Raw genomic sequence first — 16164 nt, forward strand, 5'->3', positions numbered from 1 at the left:
GCTTTCACTCGCAAGTAATGCATGAAAAGGCTTTTTATGGTAAAATGAAAAGAAGAACTCTTAAAAGGAGGAGAAGATGAAGAAACAAACCATCGCTGTCTTGGGTCCTGGTTCTTGGGGGACTGCCCTTTCGCAGGTTCTAAACGACAATGGACACGAGGTTCGGATTTGGGGAAATATTCCTGACCAAATCGATGAAATCAATAGCCAACATACAAACAAACGCTACTTTAAAGACATCCTACTCGACGAAAACATCAAGGCATACCATGACTTAGGAGAAACATTGAAAAATGTAGACGCTGTTTTATTTGTTGTCCCAACAAAAGTAACGAGACTGGTTGCCCAACAAGTAGCAAAGGTACTTGATCACAAAGTTGTCATCATGCATGCCTCCAAAGGCTTGGAACCAGATAGCCACAAACGTCTATCAACTATTCTTGAAGAGGAAATCCCAGCTGACCTTCGTAGTGACATTGTCGTTGTTTCAGGTCCTAGCCACGCTGAGGAAACTATTGTGCGGGATATTACCTTGATCACTGCAGCCTCTAAAGACCTTGAAACTGCCCAGTACGTCCAAAATCTCTTTAGCAATCACTACTTCCGCCTCTATACTAATACGGATGTTATCGGGGTTGAAACCGCTGGTGCTCTCAAAAACATCATCGCAGTTGGGGCGGGTGCATTACATGGCCTAGGATTTGGCGACAATGCCAAGGCAGCCATCATCGCACGTGGCTTGGCAGAAATCACCCGTCTAGGGGTCGCTCTTGGAGCTAATCCTCTGACTTATAGCGGTCTTTCTGGAGTTGGTGATTTGATCGTAACAGGGACATCTGTCCACTCTCGTAACTGGAGGGCCGGTGATGCCCTCGGTCGTGGAGAATCCCTCGCAGACATCGAAGCCAACATGGGCATGGTCATTGAAGGAATTTCAACGACTCGAGCAGCTTACGAACTGGCTCAAGAATTGGGTGTCTACATGCCAATCACACAAGCCATTTACCGAGTTATCTATGAAGGTGTCAATATCAAAGAAGCAATCACTGACATCATGAACAACGAATTTAAAGCAGAAAACGAATGGTCTTAGACCCTTATAGAAAGGAACATTATGAAACAAAAAGTCAGAAAAGCAGTCATCCCTGCCGCTGGATTGGGAACTCGTTTCCTCCCTGCAACTAAGGCCTTGGCCAAGGAAATGTTGCCAATCGTAGACAAACCTACTATCCAGTTTATCGTTGAAGAAGCTCTCAAGTCTGGAATCGAGGATATCTTGGTTGTTACAGGTAAGTCAAAACGTTCCATCGAGGACCATTTCGACTCAAACTTCGAATTGGAATACAACCTCAAAGAAAAAGGGAAAACAGATCTTTTGAAGCTAGTTGATGAGACAACTGGCATGCGCCTGCATTTTATCCGCCAAACTCATCCACGCGGTCTCGGAGATGCTGTTTTGCAAGCCAAAGCTTTCGTCGGAAATGAACCTTTTGTCGTGATGCTTGGCGATGACTTGATGGATATCACCAACGAAAAGGCTGTTCCACTTACCAAACAACTCATGGATGACTATGAGCGTACCCACGCGTCTACTATCGCTGTCATGCCAGTCCCTCACGATGAAGTATCTGCCTATGGAGTTATTGCTCCGCAAGGCGAAGGAAAAGACGGCCTTTACAGCGTTGAAACCTTCGTTGAAAAACCAGCTCCAGAGGATGCTCCTAGTGATCTTGCTATCATCGGACGCTACCTTCTCACGCCTGAGATTTTCCAAATTCTAGAACAACAAAAACCAGGTGCTGGAAATGAAATTCAATTGACAGATGCAATCGATACCCTCAATAAAACGCAGCGTGTATTTGCTCGTGAGTTCAAGGGAGCTCGTTACGATGTCGGAGACAAGTTTGGCTTTATGAAAACATCCATCGACTACGCTCTGAGACACCCACAAGTCAAAGACGACTTGAAAGACTACCTCATCCAACTCGGAAAAGAGTTAGCTGGAGAGAAATTAAAAAAATAATCTATAACAAAAGAAGAACTAGGGTGGTTGACTATCCTGATTCTTTTTTTATTTGCACTCATCTCACCCCTGTACTTTGCCTATCATCGAAGAAAAGAATCGATAGGTCGAGCAGTTCCCACACTTATCTCTAATTATTTGCCAAATTTTGTGAAAGCACTATACTTCTGTTTGTTTTTTTATAGAAATAGGAGTATACTAAATTAGTATAATAAAATAAAAAAACACCGAATCGGTGCTCACTTTTTCAAGTTGTGTACGGACAAAGCCTTATTTTTACTCGCTGTGTTGTTTCGAATGGTTCAAATTCACATAAAAAGCTACTCATTTTTTGAGTAGCTTTTTAACTATCCCCCTACACATAACTCATCCCTTTGTAGAAAAGGAAAACGGCTAGTGCGGTAAAAAGTACGGTTGCTCCGATTCGCTGGCTGGTACTAAACATCCTTTTTTCCCATTTAACTGGAAAGATGACTGCTAGAAAGGCACCGCCTACTGCGCCACCAATATGCCCAGCTAGGCTGATTCCTGGAATCAGAACACTTCCAATGATATTTATCACGAAAAGCGTCAGATAGGATTGCCCCAACTGCTGGATATAGGGGTTGCGAGTCGCATAGCGCAAGACGATAATCGCAGCAAATAATCCGTAGAGTGAAGTGGACGCTCCTGCTGCTAGGACTTTTGGTGTGAAAGCAAAAACAAAGAGATTGCCCATCATTCCTGATAAGAGATAAAGAAGGAAAAACTGCTTAGAGCCGAAAATCTCCTCCACCTGTTGTCCAAGAAAGTAGAGTGAAATCATATTGACAATGAAATGTTCCCAACCGATATGCACAAATATAGCCGAAAAAAGGCGCCAGAACTGCTCTGGGAACAGGCGAATGATCGGTCCATACATAGCTCCAAACTGAAACAGAGTTTTGACTTGATCAAAGTTGATACCCGTAGTAATCAGCATCAGTAGAAATACAAAGCCAGTCACTAGGAGAAAAAAACTAGTCACAGAGTAGCGTTTATCAAAGATTTCCTTCATAGATTAGCACCTCCTGAACGGCAATATCATGGTCTTCCGAGTTGAAATCCTGAATTTGACAAGGATAGATTGTACTCATGGTCTGACCAGCAAAATTCTCCAAATAGCGGTCGTAATAGCCTCCGCCATATCCAATCCGATACCCCTCTCTTGTAAAAGCCAAGCCCGGAACATGAATTAAATCAATCTGAGACGGATCCACCACTTCCAAGTCCCCTTGCGGCTCCAATAAACCAAAGGAAGTTTTTGCCAACTGCTGCGGATCGTAGACCACAAAGTCCATACGCCCCTTGGGATAGGTCTTGGGTATCAAAACTTTTTTGCCGTCCTTCAGCGCCTGGTCAATCAGTCCCTGCGTTTGAAACTCATGCGGAAAAGAGAGGTAAGTTGCGATGACCTTAGCTTCTTGGTAAAAGGGGTGATGTAAGAAACGCTCAGTTAAAACTTGGTCCATAGCCTGTTTTTGTTCCTGAGATAGAGCCTTCATTTCTTGCAAAATTTTCTTACGTAGTTCTGCTTTCATAGACAATTCCTCTACTCTGCCGCCTTCTTTTGAAGAAAGCTAGAGACCGCATCTACCCCAATGGCTAAGACTTCTTCCTTAGGGCTCATCTGAGGGTGATGAAGGGCGTAGGGACTATCGATACCCAGCCAGAACATGACGCCATCAACCTTCGAAAGGAGATAACCAAAGTCCTCACCAGTCATAGCTGGCTCGATATCAATCAACTCAATTCCCTCTTTCTCTTCAAAAAAGTCCATCAGTTCACGCGCCAAGGCTGGATTGTTCTCAACAGGCAGGTAGCCCCCTTGTTTGAGTTCCACTTCGACCTCCATATCAAAGGCTGCCGCAACTCCTTCTGCAACTGTCTTGACTCTCTTTTGCACCAAGAGGCTCATATCCTGAGTCAAGGCGCGAATGGTTCCATGTAAAAAAGCTGTGTCTGTAATGACATTGTTGGTTGTTCCAGCTTGGAAAAGGCCAAAGGTCACCACTGCTCCTTCGATTGGATTAACATTGCGGCTGACAACTGACTGCACCTGGGTCACAAAGTAACTAGCAGCCACCAAGGCGTCATTGGCTTCATGCGGAAAGGCTGCGTGTCCTCCTTTTCCTTTGAAACGAATCTTCACCTCACAGGTCCCTGCAAAGAGAGTGTGTGTATTGGTCGCAATCTGTCCAACCTTTAGATCCGGACGAACATGGAGACCATAAAATTGGTCTGGCAACCAGTCCCCAAAAGCACCATCCTCATACATGAGCATACCACCGGCTTCATTTTCTTCAGCAGGCTGAAATAGGAAGAGCAGATTATTCTTGGGTTGCTCCTCAAGGGCGCGTTCTAGACAGCCCAAGGTAATAGTCATATGAAAGTCATGCCCACAAGCATGCATGCGACCTTGGTGTTGAGAAGCAAAAGGTAGACCTGTTTGTTCGACAATAGGCAGACCATCAATGTCTGTTCGCCAACCAATGGTTCGCTCCGGCCGACTTCCCTGCAGGTAGACCAAAATCCCTGTTCGCCAAGTACGAATTTGAACAAATTCCTTACCCGTAGTCAATTTTTCAATCACGTCCAGCAAATAAGCCTGAGTCTTGAATTCCTCCAAGCCAATCTCTGGAATCTGGTGTAAATCTCGTCTAGTCTGAATCAAATCTAACATCTATCGTTCCTCCTTTTGATAGAAGAAAGAGGCTAGAAGAAGTATCTGCCTCTTTTTTATTTTTACAAGGTACGAAGCGCATCTTCTAGCGCTGTTTTTTGTTGGGTTTGGGCATCAATTTCTTTGATGATACGAGCTGGAACACCTGCTACTACAACGTTTTCTGGAACATCTTGGGTAACAATAGCTCCTGCAGCGACAACTGAACCACTACCGATTTGGACTCCTTCGATAACCACTGCATTAGCCCCGATAAGAACATTGTCTCCGACACGGACTGGTTCAGCGCTAGCTGGCTCAATCACACCTGCCAAAACTGCACCTGCACCAACGTGGCTGTTTTTCCCAACGATGGCGCGGCCACCAAGGATGGCACCCATGTCAATCATGGTTCCAGCACCGATTTCAGCACCGATATTAATAACAGCCCCCATCATGATAACAGCATTGTCACCAATTTCCACCTGGTCACGGATAATAGCACCTGGCTCGATACGAGCGTTGATAGCACGTTTATCTAGCAAGGGAACTGCCGAATTACGAGCATCTTGCTCAACAACATAGTCTTGATTTTCTACTAAACCATCGAGAAGCGGAGCGACGTCCTTCCAGTCTCCAAATAGAACATTCCCTAGTTTGACAACAGAGCTAGGTACAGCAGTTGCGAGTTGTCCCTCAAAGGTTACTTTAACACTGGTTTTCTTTTCAGCATTGGCGATAAATTGGATAATTTCTTGAGCATTCATTTTTGTGGCAGTCATAGGCGCCTCCTGGTTCCTTATAATGATACCTATTCTACCAAAAAAGGCTTCAAATTTGAAGCCTTAAGCACTCGAACAGAACATTTTACCTTTCCTTCGTTTCCTCGATTGACAAGAAAACCATTGGGACGATAATCAAAATCATAGCCAAAGCTAGAAAACCATCCAAAACCATACCTAGAAATAGCACACTTAACAATGCGGAAGATAAAGGTTCACTGGCACTCACAACTGACACAACTAACGGTGAGACGAGCAGCACAGCCTTCATCGAAAGGAAAAAAGCGAAAGCCGTTCCAAACACAGCAATAGTAAAACAAATCAAAAGGCTCGTCACATCAAGTTGGAAGGTAATCTGATGAATAGGATAAAGAAAATTGCTAAAAACACCTGCTAGCAACATCCCCCAACCAACGGTTGGCACAAAACCATAGTCACGTGCAAAACGCTGAGGCAGGATAACGTTGAACATAACACCTACAGCACTGAGGAGTCCAGTGACCAAAGCTAAGGGAGTCATGGACAACTGGGACAAATCTCCTTTTGTGGCCATCAAAAAAACACCTAACATGGCAATCAAAACATAGAGAATGGCTGTGATAGAAGCCTTCTTTTGATAGACGATACGATTATAAAACAAGATAAAAACTGGACTGATAAATTGCAAAATCGTTGCTGTCGTCGCATTGGAATATTCAACACAGAGGTAAAAGAAAAACTGCACAGAAAAAATACCTAGAATAGCATAAGCTAAAAAAGGCAGATAATTTTTCTTATCCCGCCAGATATCCAATAACCGGGTGCGTAACTGAAAGGCTGATAAAACTAAAACCAAACTCCCTGCTACTAGTAAGCGCATGGAAGTGATCCAGCCAGACGACACCTGATAATGGGCGAAAAAATATTCTCCTAAAATACCACAAATTCCCCAAATCAGACCTGACAACAGTGAATATAGAGTTCCCTTAAAAATCTTCTTTTGATACTTATTCATTCTCCTATTGTAACACGAAATGAAAAAAGAAAAAAGTAGCATGAAAAAATATTATTGAATGAATCATGCTACTTTTTTATTCTATCGATTTGATTGATTTGAGCGAGTTGATGAGCTTGTTCCCGAACTGCTACTTGAGCTTGGGAGAGTTGGGGTAGGAAGAGTGGGTAAACTTCCTAAAATGCTCTTCCAAGCATTTTGATAATCGGCATCGCTCCCTCCGATGGCAAAGCGGTAAGTAGTTACTGGCGCCCCTTCTTTAGTAGCCCAATAGCTCGTTACTGTAGAACCTGAAACGGTGACTTCTTTGCCATTGATTGTGACCTTGCCAGGTTTCTCTCCTGTCGATTTGAGGACTTGAGACTTGGTCACGCTTGGATCTAGACTAAAGCGCTCATTTCCCCATATGCCAGGTTCAGCTTGTTGAATGGCATTGACCAAGTGAGCCATATAATTGGCGTTGCGGTAGTGACCTGCTCCTTTGGCTAGTGGTCGGTTGTCGTCGTGACCTAACCAGCCACCCAAAGTCAAGCGTGGCGTAGAAAGCATAAGCCACATATTTTCATCTTCATTGGTCGTACCAGTCTTTCCAATCCAGTCGGCGCGAGCTAGGCTTGGATTGATAGAAGCCAAATCAGTCTGAAAGCTTGACGTAACTCGAGATGAAATGACATCACGAAGTAGACTTTGCATGATGGTCGCTGTCGCTTTTGAATAAACTTGGACAGGTTGACTTTTATGCTCATAAATCACTTGTCCCGTCGTCGATTCGATCTTGGCAATCATATGTTTCTTGTGGTAGACCCCATTATTAGCCAAGGTCTGATAACCATTGGTATGCTGGGCGACTGTAACATCAATCCCCCCACCCATCGGCAGACTTTCAATACCATATTCTGGGATTTCATAACCCATTTTTTCCATATAGCCTTTGACATCGACACCCTTCTCTCGAAGCGTACGATAAGTCCAGTAGGCCGGGATATTCCATGAGTAGTTAAGGGCTTCTCCCAAGGTCATCATCCCTGTACCAGGACTATTGACATACATGATAGGATTGCCGTTTGAAAAGTTTGTCGGATAGTTAGACAAGATACTTGCACTTCCCATCAAACCTTGGTCAATCGCGATACCATAGGCCAGTATAGGCTTAGTGGTTGAAGCTGGAGAACGCTTAGTGTCAATAGCGTGATTGTTCTGATTTTCTTGATAATTACGACCACCAACAAAGCCAAGAATGGCTCCCGTTTGGTTGTCCATGAGGACATTCCCTACTTCAGGCTGGCCTGTCGAATCATCCAGCAGATATCCGTAGGTCGCAACCGCATTTTGCATCGCAGCATGAACATTTTTATTAATAGTTGTCGTAATCTTATACCCACCATTCTCAATTTCCTTGGTTGCTAGGTCATGATAAGCCTTCTGGATGGACTCATTCTTTAACTCTTGAGCAGAGACATGATCTCTCTCAACTAGATAATCATACATCCGATCGGTAGCTTCTGCCAAGGTTGCAAAGTAAAGATAGTCGCGTGAGCTTCCGTTGACACTACCTGATGGTAGAAAGTCTTGCTTAAAGTCATAATCCTTGTACTTGTCGTAATCTTCTTGGCTCAGAGCACCTGTCCGGTACATATTATAGAGGACGTCCTTGGCACGCTTGATTCCCAAAGCCATATCCTCATCACTCTTCATACTACCATCAGATTCATAAGGGGAATAACTAATCGGACTCTGTGGCAAGCCTGCGATAAAGGCAGCTTGAGGTATCGTCAAATCTGAAGCATTAACACCGAAAATTCCTTCTGCAGCTTGCTGGGCACCTGCAATATTTTGACCTTTATGATTGCGACCAAAAGGAGCAATATTCAGATAGGTTGTCAGAATTTCGTCCTTGCTCATGACGCGCTCCAAGGCAAGAGCATCTATGATTTCTGTCGCCTTACGAGCCAAGGTCGGAGCATCTCCAACCACCTGCTGTTTGATGACCTGTTGTGTCAAAGTTGAGCCACCGCTGGACGACCCTAGACCGACAAAGGTTCCCAAGGTCGCACGAATAACGGCCTTAGGCACAACTCCCTTGTGCTCATTGAAATGCTCGTCCTCTGTCGCAATAATGGCTTTCTTAAGATTATCTGATATAGCATCCGAAGCAACTGAAGTGCGCAACAAATCGCCCTCGATCGAAGCGATGGTAGTCCCGTCAGAATAGGTGATTTCTGAGATGGAGGCAATATCCTTTACTTGTTTAACCAACTCCCCTGCTTGAGGAACCTGAGCCTTGTCAAATAGAGCGACTCCATAACCCATAGCCACACCAGCACCAAGAAGACTTCCGATAAAGCCTAGGATAAAGAGAGTGTTGAAGGTCACTTTAAAAGCACTCAAAATCTTAGCCAAAATAGACCCAACCCTTCTGACTTTGTCAGAAGAAGCCACTTTCTTATCAATCTTTTTACTTGCTTGTTTTTTCTTCCATATGGCAGATAGTTGCTGGAAAAAATGCAGCATTTTTGTTTTTAATTCATCAATTCTTTTTTTCATGAATGTCCTCACTTCCTTTATTATACCATAAAAGGGAAACTTTCAATAAAATAGCCACTTTCTTCCCTATTCTACTAGGCTATTGTCCGAGTTTGTGATACAATAGGTAGAAACAATATTTTAAAAAGGAGAAAAGACACATGCACATTTTTGATGAGCTAAAAGAGCGTGGTTTGATTTTTCAAACGACTGATGAAGAAGCTTTGCGTAAAGCCCTAGAAGAAGGTCAAGTCTCTTATTATACTGGCTACGATCCAACTGCTGACAGCCTTCACCTCGGTCACCTTGTCGCAATCTTGACAAGTCGTCGTTTGCAACTAGCAGGTCACAAACCTTATGCGCTCGTTGGCGGTGCTACAGGTCTCATTGGAGATCCGTCCTTCAAAGATGCTGAGCGTAGTCTCCAAACAAAAGACACGGTAGATGGCTGGGTCAAGTCTATCCAAGGACAACTGTCTCGTTTTCTTGACTTTGAAAATGGGGAAAATAAAGCTGTCATGGTCAACAACTACGACTGGTTTGGCAGCATCAGCTTCATTGACTTCCTCCGTGATGTAGGAAAATACTTCACTGTCAACTACATGATGAGTAAAGAGTCTGTTAAAAAACGGATCGAAACAGGGATTTCTTACACAGAGTTTGCCTACCAAATCATGCAAGGGTACGACTTCTTTGTCCTTAACCAAGACCACAACGTCACCCTACAGATCGGTGGCTCTGACCAATGGGGAAATATGACTGCTGGTACAGAGTTACTTCGTCGTAAGGCTGACAAGACTGGTCACGTTATCACCGTTCCCCTTATCACTGATGCGACTGGTAAGAAATTTGGTAAATCAGAAGGAAACGCAGTCTGGCTCAATCCTGAAAAGACTTCTCCATACGAAATGTACCAATTCTGGATGAACGTCATGGACGCTGACGCTGTTCGCTTCTTGAAAATCTTTACTTTCTTATCACTTGATGAGATTGAAGACATCCGCAAACAATTTGAAGCAGCTCCACACGAACGCTTGGCTCAAAAAGTCCTCGCTCGTGAAGTCGTGACTCTTGTTCACGGAGAAGAAGCTTACAAAGAAGCCCTTAACATCACTGAGCAACTCTTTGCAGGAAACATCAAAAACCTTTCTGTCAAAGAACTCAAACAAGGACTTCGTGGAGTACCAAACTACCAAGTCCAAGCAGATGAAAACCACAATATCGTAGAAATCCTCGTATCTTCTGGTGTAGTCAACTCAAAACGCCAAGCCCGTGAAGATGTTCAAAATGGAGCCATCTACGTCAACGGCGACCGCATCCAAGACCTTGACTATGTCTTAAGCGACGCAGACAAGCTCGAAAACGAACTGACTGTTATCCGTCGTGGGAAGAAAAAATACTTTGTATTGACTTACTAAATTGTTCAATATTTACCTATAAACAAAGGAGTTAACCTCGAGAAAGGTAACTCCTTTTTGCTGTGAATAGTCCCCACCTATCCCTTAATAGACAGGCTACGCAGTACAATGCGTAAGGTTGTTAGATTATGTAAGATAGAGAGATTTGAAGGACTGAGCCAGTTAAACAAGCCAAAGCCAATCAAACTACTATTTACGACAACGGTATCTTGAATATTCTTCTTAATGAGTGTTTGCAAAGATGATGATAGCGAATCCAACTCTTGGAAGAAATCCAAACGATTATCTAACAATAAGATATCACTCATCTGCTTAGAAATATCTGCACTCTCATTCATCACCACACCGATATCTGATAGGGTTAGAGCCGCTGAGTCATTCAATCCATCTCCAACCATCAAAATAGTGTGACCTGCTTTCTGCAGTTCCTCTACTAACTCAAATTTCCCATCAGGTTTCAAGTCTGTATATACCTGATCAAAGGGCAAATCTTTGACTAATTCCTCTGTCCTAACCAAGGTGTCCCCTGTTGCCAGAATCAATTTTTTCCCCTGTGCCTTAAGTTTATCCAAGGCTGTTTTTGCTTCTTTTCTCAAAGGAGTATGAATGCAGAACATTCCAATCAATTCATTCTGATAAGCCAAGAATAAGAGATTGTAGTGACTCTTGTACTCTTCAATTAAAGCATTTTGTTCTGAACTGATATGAATCTGCTCATCCTGCATCAAGACATAATTCCCAATAAGAACTGGTTGGCCATCTATATGAGATTTGATCCCCTTGCTTGCGATATATTGGAGTTTCCCATGCATTTCCTCATGTTCAATCCCCTCTATCTCAGCTTGCTTGACGATGGCATTAGCAATAGGATGATAAATGTGTTCCTCAAGACAGGCACTGATTCTGAGAATATCTTCCTCACTATAGTCTCCAAAAGGTAACACCTTTTCAACTATCGGATAGCTAGTTGTGATTGTTCCCGTCTTATCAAACAAGAAAGTATCAACTTCCAGATATTTCTCCAAAACATCTCCATCCTTAATCACCATTTCACGGTTCAACCCCTCCTTGATAGCTGTCAAATAAGCTACAGGAGTAGAGATTTTCAAAGCGCAGGAGAAATCGACCAATAGGAAAGAAATAGCCTTAGAAAAAGAACCTGTCAATAGGTAAGTCAGTCCAGCCCCCAAGAAATTATATTTGACGACCTTGTCCGCCATTTTGATGAAATAGCGTTGTTTCGTTTTCTTGTTTTCTTCAGATTTCTTCATCAACTCAATCAGTTGTAAAACCCGGCTGTTCATCTGATTATCGGTTACACGAATGCGTAACTCTCCAGTTTCTAATACTGTATTTGCACAAACCAAATCAGACTCTCTTTTTTCAACTGGAAAACTCTCTCCCGTCAAGGAACTTTCGTTGACCATACCTAAACCTGAAACTACTTGTCCATCAAACAGAATTTCATTTCCTTGAGATAAGACCAAAACATCTCCTATTTGAACATCGGAACTCTTGATACTAACAACCGTATCGCCCTGTACTAGGAATACATCGCTTTCTTTTGCAAGAAGGCTTTGTTCTAAATCTGTTGCAGTTTTTTTCAAGGACCACTGATCTAAATGATTCCCCAAATCAAGCATAAACATGATGTTGCTGGCAGTCTTAGATTGGTTCATAAACAAAGACAATAAAATCGCCGAACAGTCCAAGACCTCCATCGTTAGTTCCTTACGCGCTAGTGTTTGATAGGCTTCTTTAACATAGCCAAAAGCCTGATAACAAGTCCATATATAGCGAATAGGAGACGGCACAAGACTACGAAAAAGCACACGCTTAATCGCTGCACCTGAAACGATAGAATAGGCACTCTCTTCTCTACGAACAGGAAGAGTCATCAACTCAGAAACTTTCCCTTTATCAATTCTTTTTAAAAAGGCTTCTGCATTGTCTAATACAGAGAAGCCTTCTTTTATACGTAGGGTAAAGTGCTGTTGATCCATGTAAAACTGGATAGACTCAATTCCCTTCTCATCTCTCGCCAAGGAACGAAGATAGTCTTGAATATCTAAGGTGAGTGAAAAAGAAGATGATAGTCGGATATGTTGATATCCTCTATATAGCACTTTAAAAGACATATTATTCTCCTATAAGGCTATCTAATTGCTCTTCTTTTTTCTCTTGCTCATACAAATATTTAGCATCTTGCAAAACATCGTCTCCATGTTGCTTCACAACAGAAACAGATGCATCTAGCTCATCTTTAAACTTGTAAGCCTTAGCCAAAGCTTTAGAATAACCTTTTTTAGCTTCCTTACTTGCTAAGATTTTCAAACCAAGGGTACCAAATGCGACACCACCCAAAAATAATGAAGATTTTTTCGCAACTTTTGCAACGGTTAGTACTTCTTTTAACATACTTATTTCCTCCTTATCATTATTATATAGCAATTTAGATATAAAAGCAATTTCATTTTATAAATTGAAGAATTAGTTTTATTTCTACTGAATCTCCCATCTACTTACTCCTGAAGTTGCTTTCACTTGTCTCTTTTGATACACTTAAACTATGAATACAAACCTCAAACCCAAACTCCAGCGTTTTGCTTCTGCGACTGCCTTTGCCTGTCCTATCTGTCAAGAAAATCTGACCTTGGTAGAGAGCAGTCTCAAGTGTAGCAACCGCCATTCTTTTGACCTGGCAAAATTCGGCTATGTCAACTTGGCTCCTCAGATCAAGCAATCTGCCAACTACGACAAAGAAAACTTTCAAAATCGCCAGCAAATTCTTGAAGCTGGTTTTTATCAGGCTATTTTAGAAGGTATCTCGGACTTACTAGCAACTAATCCATCCGCAAAAACAGTCTTGGATATCGGCTGTGGCGAAGGATTCTACTCTCGCAAGCTCCAAGAAAGTCACTCTGACAAAACCTTTTACGCCTTTGATATTTCCAAAGATTCCGTTCAAATCGCTACCAAAAGCGAACCCAACTGGGCAGTCAATTGGTTCGTTGGAGACTTGGCCCGACTTCCTATAGAAGATGCCAGTATGGATATCTTGCTTGATATCTTCTCGCCTGCCAACTATGGAGAATTCCGTCGCGTTTTATCCAAAGACGGTATTTTAATCAAGGTCATCCCAACTGAAAATCACCTCAAAGAAATCCGTCAAATGGTGCAGGACCAGCTGACAAAGAAGGATTATTCCAACCAAGATATCAAAGAACATTTCCAGGAACACTTCAGCATCCAATCTCGTCAGATTGCTTCCTTAACAAAACCTATCACAGCAGAGCAACGCCAAGCTTTGCTTGCTATGACGCCTCTCCTCTTTCACGTTGATCAAACCAATATTGACTGGAGTCAGTTGACTGAGATTACCATTGAGGCAGAGATTTTGGTTGGGAAAGCACTGTAAAAAAATTTTTCAGATAAGACAAAACCCGCACCTTCAAGGTACGGGTTTAAATTATGTAATTATTAGTTCAAGTGCCAGATATCTTCGTTGTACTGAGCGATTGTACGGTCAGATGAGAAGAAACCTGCTTTAGCAATGTTGACGATAACTTTATCCAACCATGCGTCACGGTCTTCGTAGTCAGCAAGCATTTGCTCTTTCACCTTGATGTAGTCTTCCAAGTCAAGGAGAGTCATGAACCAGTCTTTGTTGATCAATTCGTTGTAAAGACGTTCCAAGCGTTCTTTCTTACCTACTGCAAGAACAGCATCGCTCACGATGAAGTCAACCAATGGTTTGATAGCTTCACGGGCATAGAATTCGCTTGACTTGTAAGCTGCTTTTGCGTAAAGGTCGATAACAGTTTCTGAATCTTCACCAAAGATGTAGATGTTTTCGTCGCCAACCAATTCAGCAATTTCCACGTTAGCTCCGTCCATAGTACCAAGAGTCAAAGCTCCGTTCAACATGAATTTCATGTTACCAGTACCTGAAGCTTCTTTAGAAGCAAGTGAGATTTGTTCTGAGATATCACATGCTGGGATGAGGAAGCTTGCTGCAGTAACGTTGTAGTTTTCAACCATTACGACTTGCAAGTGTGGAGCTACTTCTGGGTCGTTAGCAATCACTTCTGACAAGCAAAGAATCAAGTGGATGATATCTTGGGCAATTGTGTAGGCAGGAGCTGCTTTACCACCGAAGAATACTGTGATTGGACGAGCAGGGATGTTACCAGCCTTGATATCAAGGTATTTGTGGATCACATACAAAGCGTTCATTTGTTGGCGTTTGTACTCGTGAAGACGTTTGATCTGGATATCAAAGATAGAGTTTGTATTGATCTCCACACCTTGGTGTTCTTTCAAGTGACGAGCCAATTTACGTTTGTTGTGAGCCTTGATGCTTTCCAATTTTTCTTTGACAGCAGCCTTGTCTTCGTATGACAAAAGTTTTTCAAGCTCATCCGCTTCATGGTGCCAACCACGACCAATGATCTCATCCAAGTAGTGAGACAAGCTTGGGTTAGCATGCATGAGCCAACGACGGAAAGTGATACCGTTTGTTTTGTTGTTGAATTTTTCTGGGTAGATGTCGTAGAAAGCTTTCAACTCTGAGTTTTTCAAAATCTCAGTGTGGAGAGCCGCAACCCCGTTTACGCTGTATCCATAGTGGATATCCATGTGAGCCATGTGGACACGTTCGCTCTCATCGATGATTTGAACAGCTGGATCTTTGTATTCTGCTTTCACACGGCGGTCCAATTCTTTAATGATTGGTACCAAGTGAGGAACCACTTCTTCCAAGAATTCAAGAGGCCATTTTTCAAGGGCTTCAGCAAGGATTGTGTGGTTAGTGTAGGCAGTCATGCTACGTACGATTGAGATTGCTTCATCAAGTTCGATACCACGCGCAGTCAAGAGACGGATCAATTCAGGGATCACCATTGATGGGTGAGTATCGTTGATTTGTACAACTGCGTAGTCCGCAAGGTCATGCAAGTTGCTTCCTTTTTCGATTGCTTCGTCGATGATTAATTGTGCACCGTTTGAAACCATGAAGTATTGTTGGAAGATACGGAGCAATTCACCTTGCTTGTCGCTGTCGTCTGGGTAAAGGAAGAGAGTCAAGTTGCGAGCGATATCTGTCTTGTCAAAGTTGATACCATCTTCGATGATAGAAGAATCAACTGAATCCAAGTCAAACAAACGCAAGCGGTTTTTAGTAGCTGTCTTGTAACCAGGTACATCGATATCATAAAGAGTAGATGTCAATGTGAAGTGTGCAAATGGCACTTGGTAGCTACGGCTTGAGCGAACCAACCAGTTTTGCTCTGTCAACCAAGCGTTAGGAATCGTTTCTTGTTGGTTGTTTTTAAGAACTTGTTGGAAAAGACCGAAGTGGTAGTTCAATCCAACACCGTCACCATTCAAACCAAGTGTAGCGATTGAGTCGATAAAGCAGGCTGCCAAACGTCCCAAACCACCGTTGCCAAGTGATGGTTCCAATTCTACTTCTTCAATTTCGATCAACTCTTTACCTGCAGCTGCAAGTTCTTTTTTCACATCATCGTAAAGACCAAGGTTGATCAAATTGTTTGACAAGAGTTTACCGATCAAGAACTCAGCTGAGATGTAGTAAACTTTTTTCTTACCAGTGTTGACTGGTTTTTGGCTGCTAGCAAGCTTGCTGTAGTTGAGAAGAGCAAGATAAAGCTCTTCATTGCTACATTCTGCAATGGTTTTATTGTAACGCTTTTGTACAAATTCGTTTAATGGTAACATGTTTA

General features: G+C 42.7%; 13 protein-coding genes. 4 read left to right on the top strand and 9 right to left on the bottom strand.

Features of this window, described 5'->3' with window-relative positions; all coding sequences use genetic code 11:
- Positions 1-76: 76 nt before the first annotated feature.
- Positions 77-1093, top strand: coding sequence for an NAD(P)H-dependent glycerol-3-phosphate dehydrogenase (locus D8854_RS08200; protein ID WP_084973552.1), 1017 nt, complete (start codon positions 77-79; stop codon positions 1091-1093).
- A gap of 21 nt (positions 1094-1114) precedes the next feature.
- Entirely contained in the window at positions 1115-2023 is a 909-nt protein-coding gene (galU, locus tag D8854_RS08205; RefSeq protein WP_125450479.1) for a UTP--glucose-1-phosphate uridylyltransferase GalU, read from the top strand.
- A gap of 355 nt (positions 2024-2378) precedes the next feature.
- Here galU and D8854_RS08210 read toward each other — a convergent pair whose 3' ends face one another.
- The 6 genes from D8854_RS08210 to pbp1b all read right to left on the bottom strand — a co-directional run bounded on the left by D8854_RS08210 (position 2379) and on the right by pbp1b (position 9023).
- Positions 2379-3059 (bottom strand): rhomboid family intramembrane serine protease, encoded by a 681-nt coding sequence (locus D8854_RS08210; RefSeq protein ID WP_125450480.1) that lies wholly within the window; start codon positions 3057-3059, stop codon positions 2379-2381.
- Positions 3043-3582 carry a 5-formyltetrahydrofolate cyclo-ligase gene (locus tag D8854_RS08215; protein WP_125450481.1) on the bottom strand — a complete coding sequence of 180 codons (540 nt, stop codon included), beginning with the start codon at positions 3580-3582 and terminating at the stop codon, positions 3043-3045. The genes D8854_RS08210 and D8854_RS08215 overlap by 17 nt, the downstream gene beginning before the upstream one ends.
- Positions 3583-3593: 11 nt before the next feature.
- Positions 3594-4724, bottom strand: coding sequence for an N-acetyldiaminopimelate deacetylase (locus D8854_RS08220; RefSeq protein ID WP_125450482.1), 1131 nt, complete (start codon positions 4722-4724; stop codon positions 3594-3596).
- A gap of 62 nt (positions 4725-4786) precedes the next feature.
- Positions 4787-5485: a 2,3,4,5-tetrahydropyridine-2,6-dicarboxylate N-acetyltransferase gene (gene dapD, locus D8854_RS08225; RefSeq protein WP_000127460.1), complete on the bottom strand. Its 699-nt coding sequence runs from the start codon at positions 5483-5485 to the stop codon at positions 4787-4789.
- Between the two features lie 85 nt (positions 5486-5570).
- A complete protein-coding gene (locus tag D8854_RS08230; protein WP_084945468.1) occupies positions 5571-6479 on the bottom strand; it encodes a DMT family transporter in 909 nt (302 codons plus the stop codon).
- Between the two features lie 81 nt (positions 6480-6560).
- Positions 6561-9023 carry a penicillin-binding protein PBP1B gene (gene pbp1b, locus D8854_RS08235; RefSeq protein WP_125450483.1) on the bottom strand — a complete coding sequence of 821 codons (2463 nt, stop codon included), beginning with the start codon at positions 9021-9023 and terminating at the stop codon, positions 6561-6563.
- A 140-nt stretch (positions 9024-9163) separates the two neighbouring features.
- On the opposite strand from pbp1b, the gene tyrS reads away from it, so the two are divergent.
- Positions 9164-10420, top strand: a complete 1257-nt coding sequence (gene tyrS / locus D8854_RS08240; protein WP_125450484.1) for a tyrosine--tRNA ligase — start codon at positions 9164-9166, stop codon at positions 10418-10420.
- A 77-nt stretch (positions 10421-10497) separates the two neighbouring features.
- On the opposite strand, the gene D8854_RS08245 is transcribed toward tyrS, so the two are convergent.
- Positions 10498-12558, bottom strand: a complete 2061-nt coding sequence (locus D8854_RS08245) for a heavy metal translocating P-type ATPase (RefSeq protein WP_125450485.1) — start codon at positions 12556-12558, stop codon at positions 10498-10500.
- 1 nt (position 12559) lies between these two features.
- Positions 12560-12838: a DUF6110 family protein gene (locus D8854_RS08250; protein ID WP_000910908.1), complete on the bottom strand. Its 279-nt coding sequence runs from the start codon at positions 12836-12838 to the stop codon at positions 12560-12562.
- Between the two features lie 151 nt (positions 12839-12989).
- Between D8854_RS08250 and D8854_RS08255 the strand changes: the two genes are divergently transcribed.
- A complete protein-coding gene (locus D8854_RS08255) occupies positions 12990-13838 on the top strand; it encodes a putative RNA methyltransferase (protein WP_125450486.1) in 849 nt (282 codons plus the stop codon).
- A gap of 62 nt (positions 13839-13900) precedes the next feature.
- Here the strand turns inward: D8854_RS08255 and glgP are convergent, their stop codons facing one another.
- The gene (glgP, locus tag D8854_RS08260; RefSeq protein WP_125450487.1) at positions 13901-16159 is read right to left on the bottom strand and encodes a glycogen/starch/alpha-glucan family phosphorylase; all 2259 of its coding nucleotides are present in this window, start codon (positions 16157-16159) and stop codon (positions 13901-13903) included.
- Between the last annotated feature and the right edge of the window lie 5 nt (positions 16160-16164).

This window comes from Streptococcus mitis, assembly GCF_003943905.1.
Taxonomy (GTDB): domain Bacteria; phylum Bacillota; class Bacilli; order Lactobacillales; family Streptococcaceae; genus Streptococcus; species Streptococcus mitis_BC.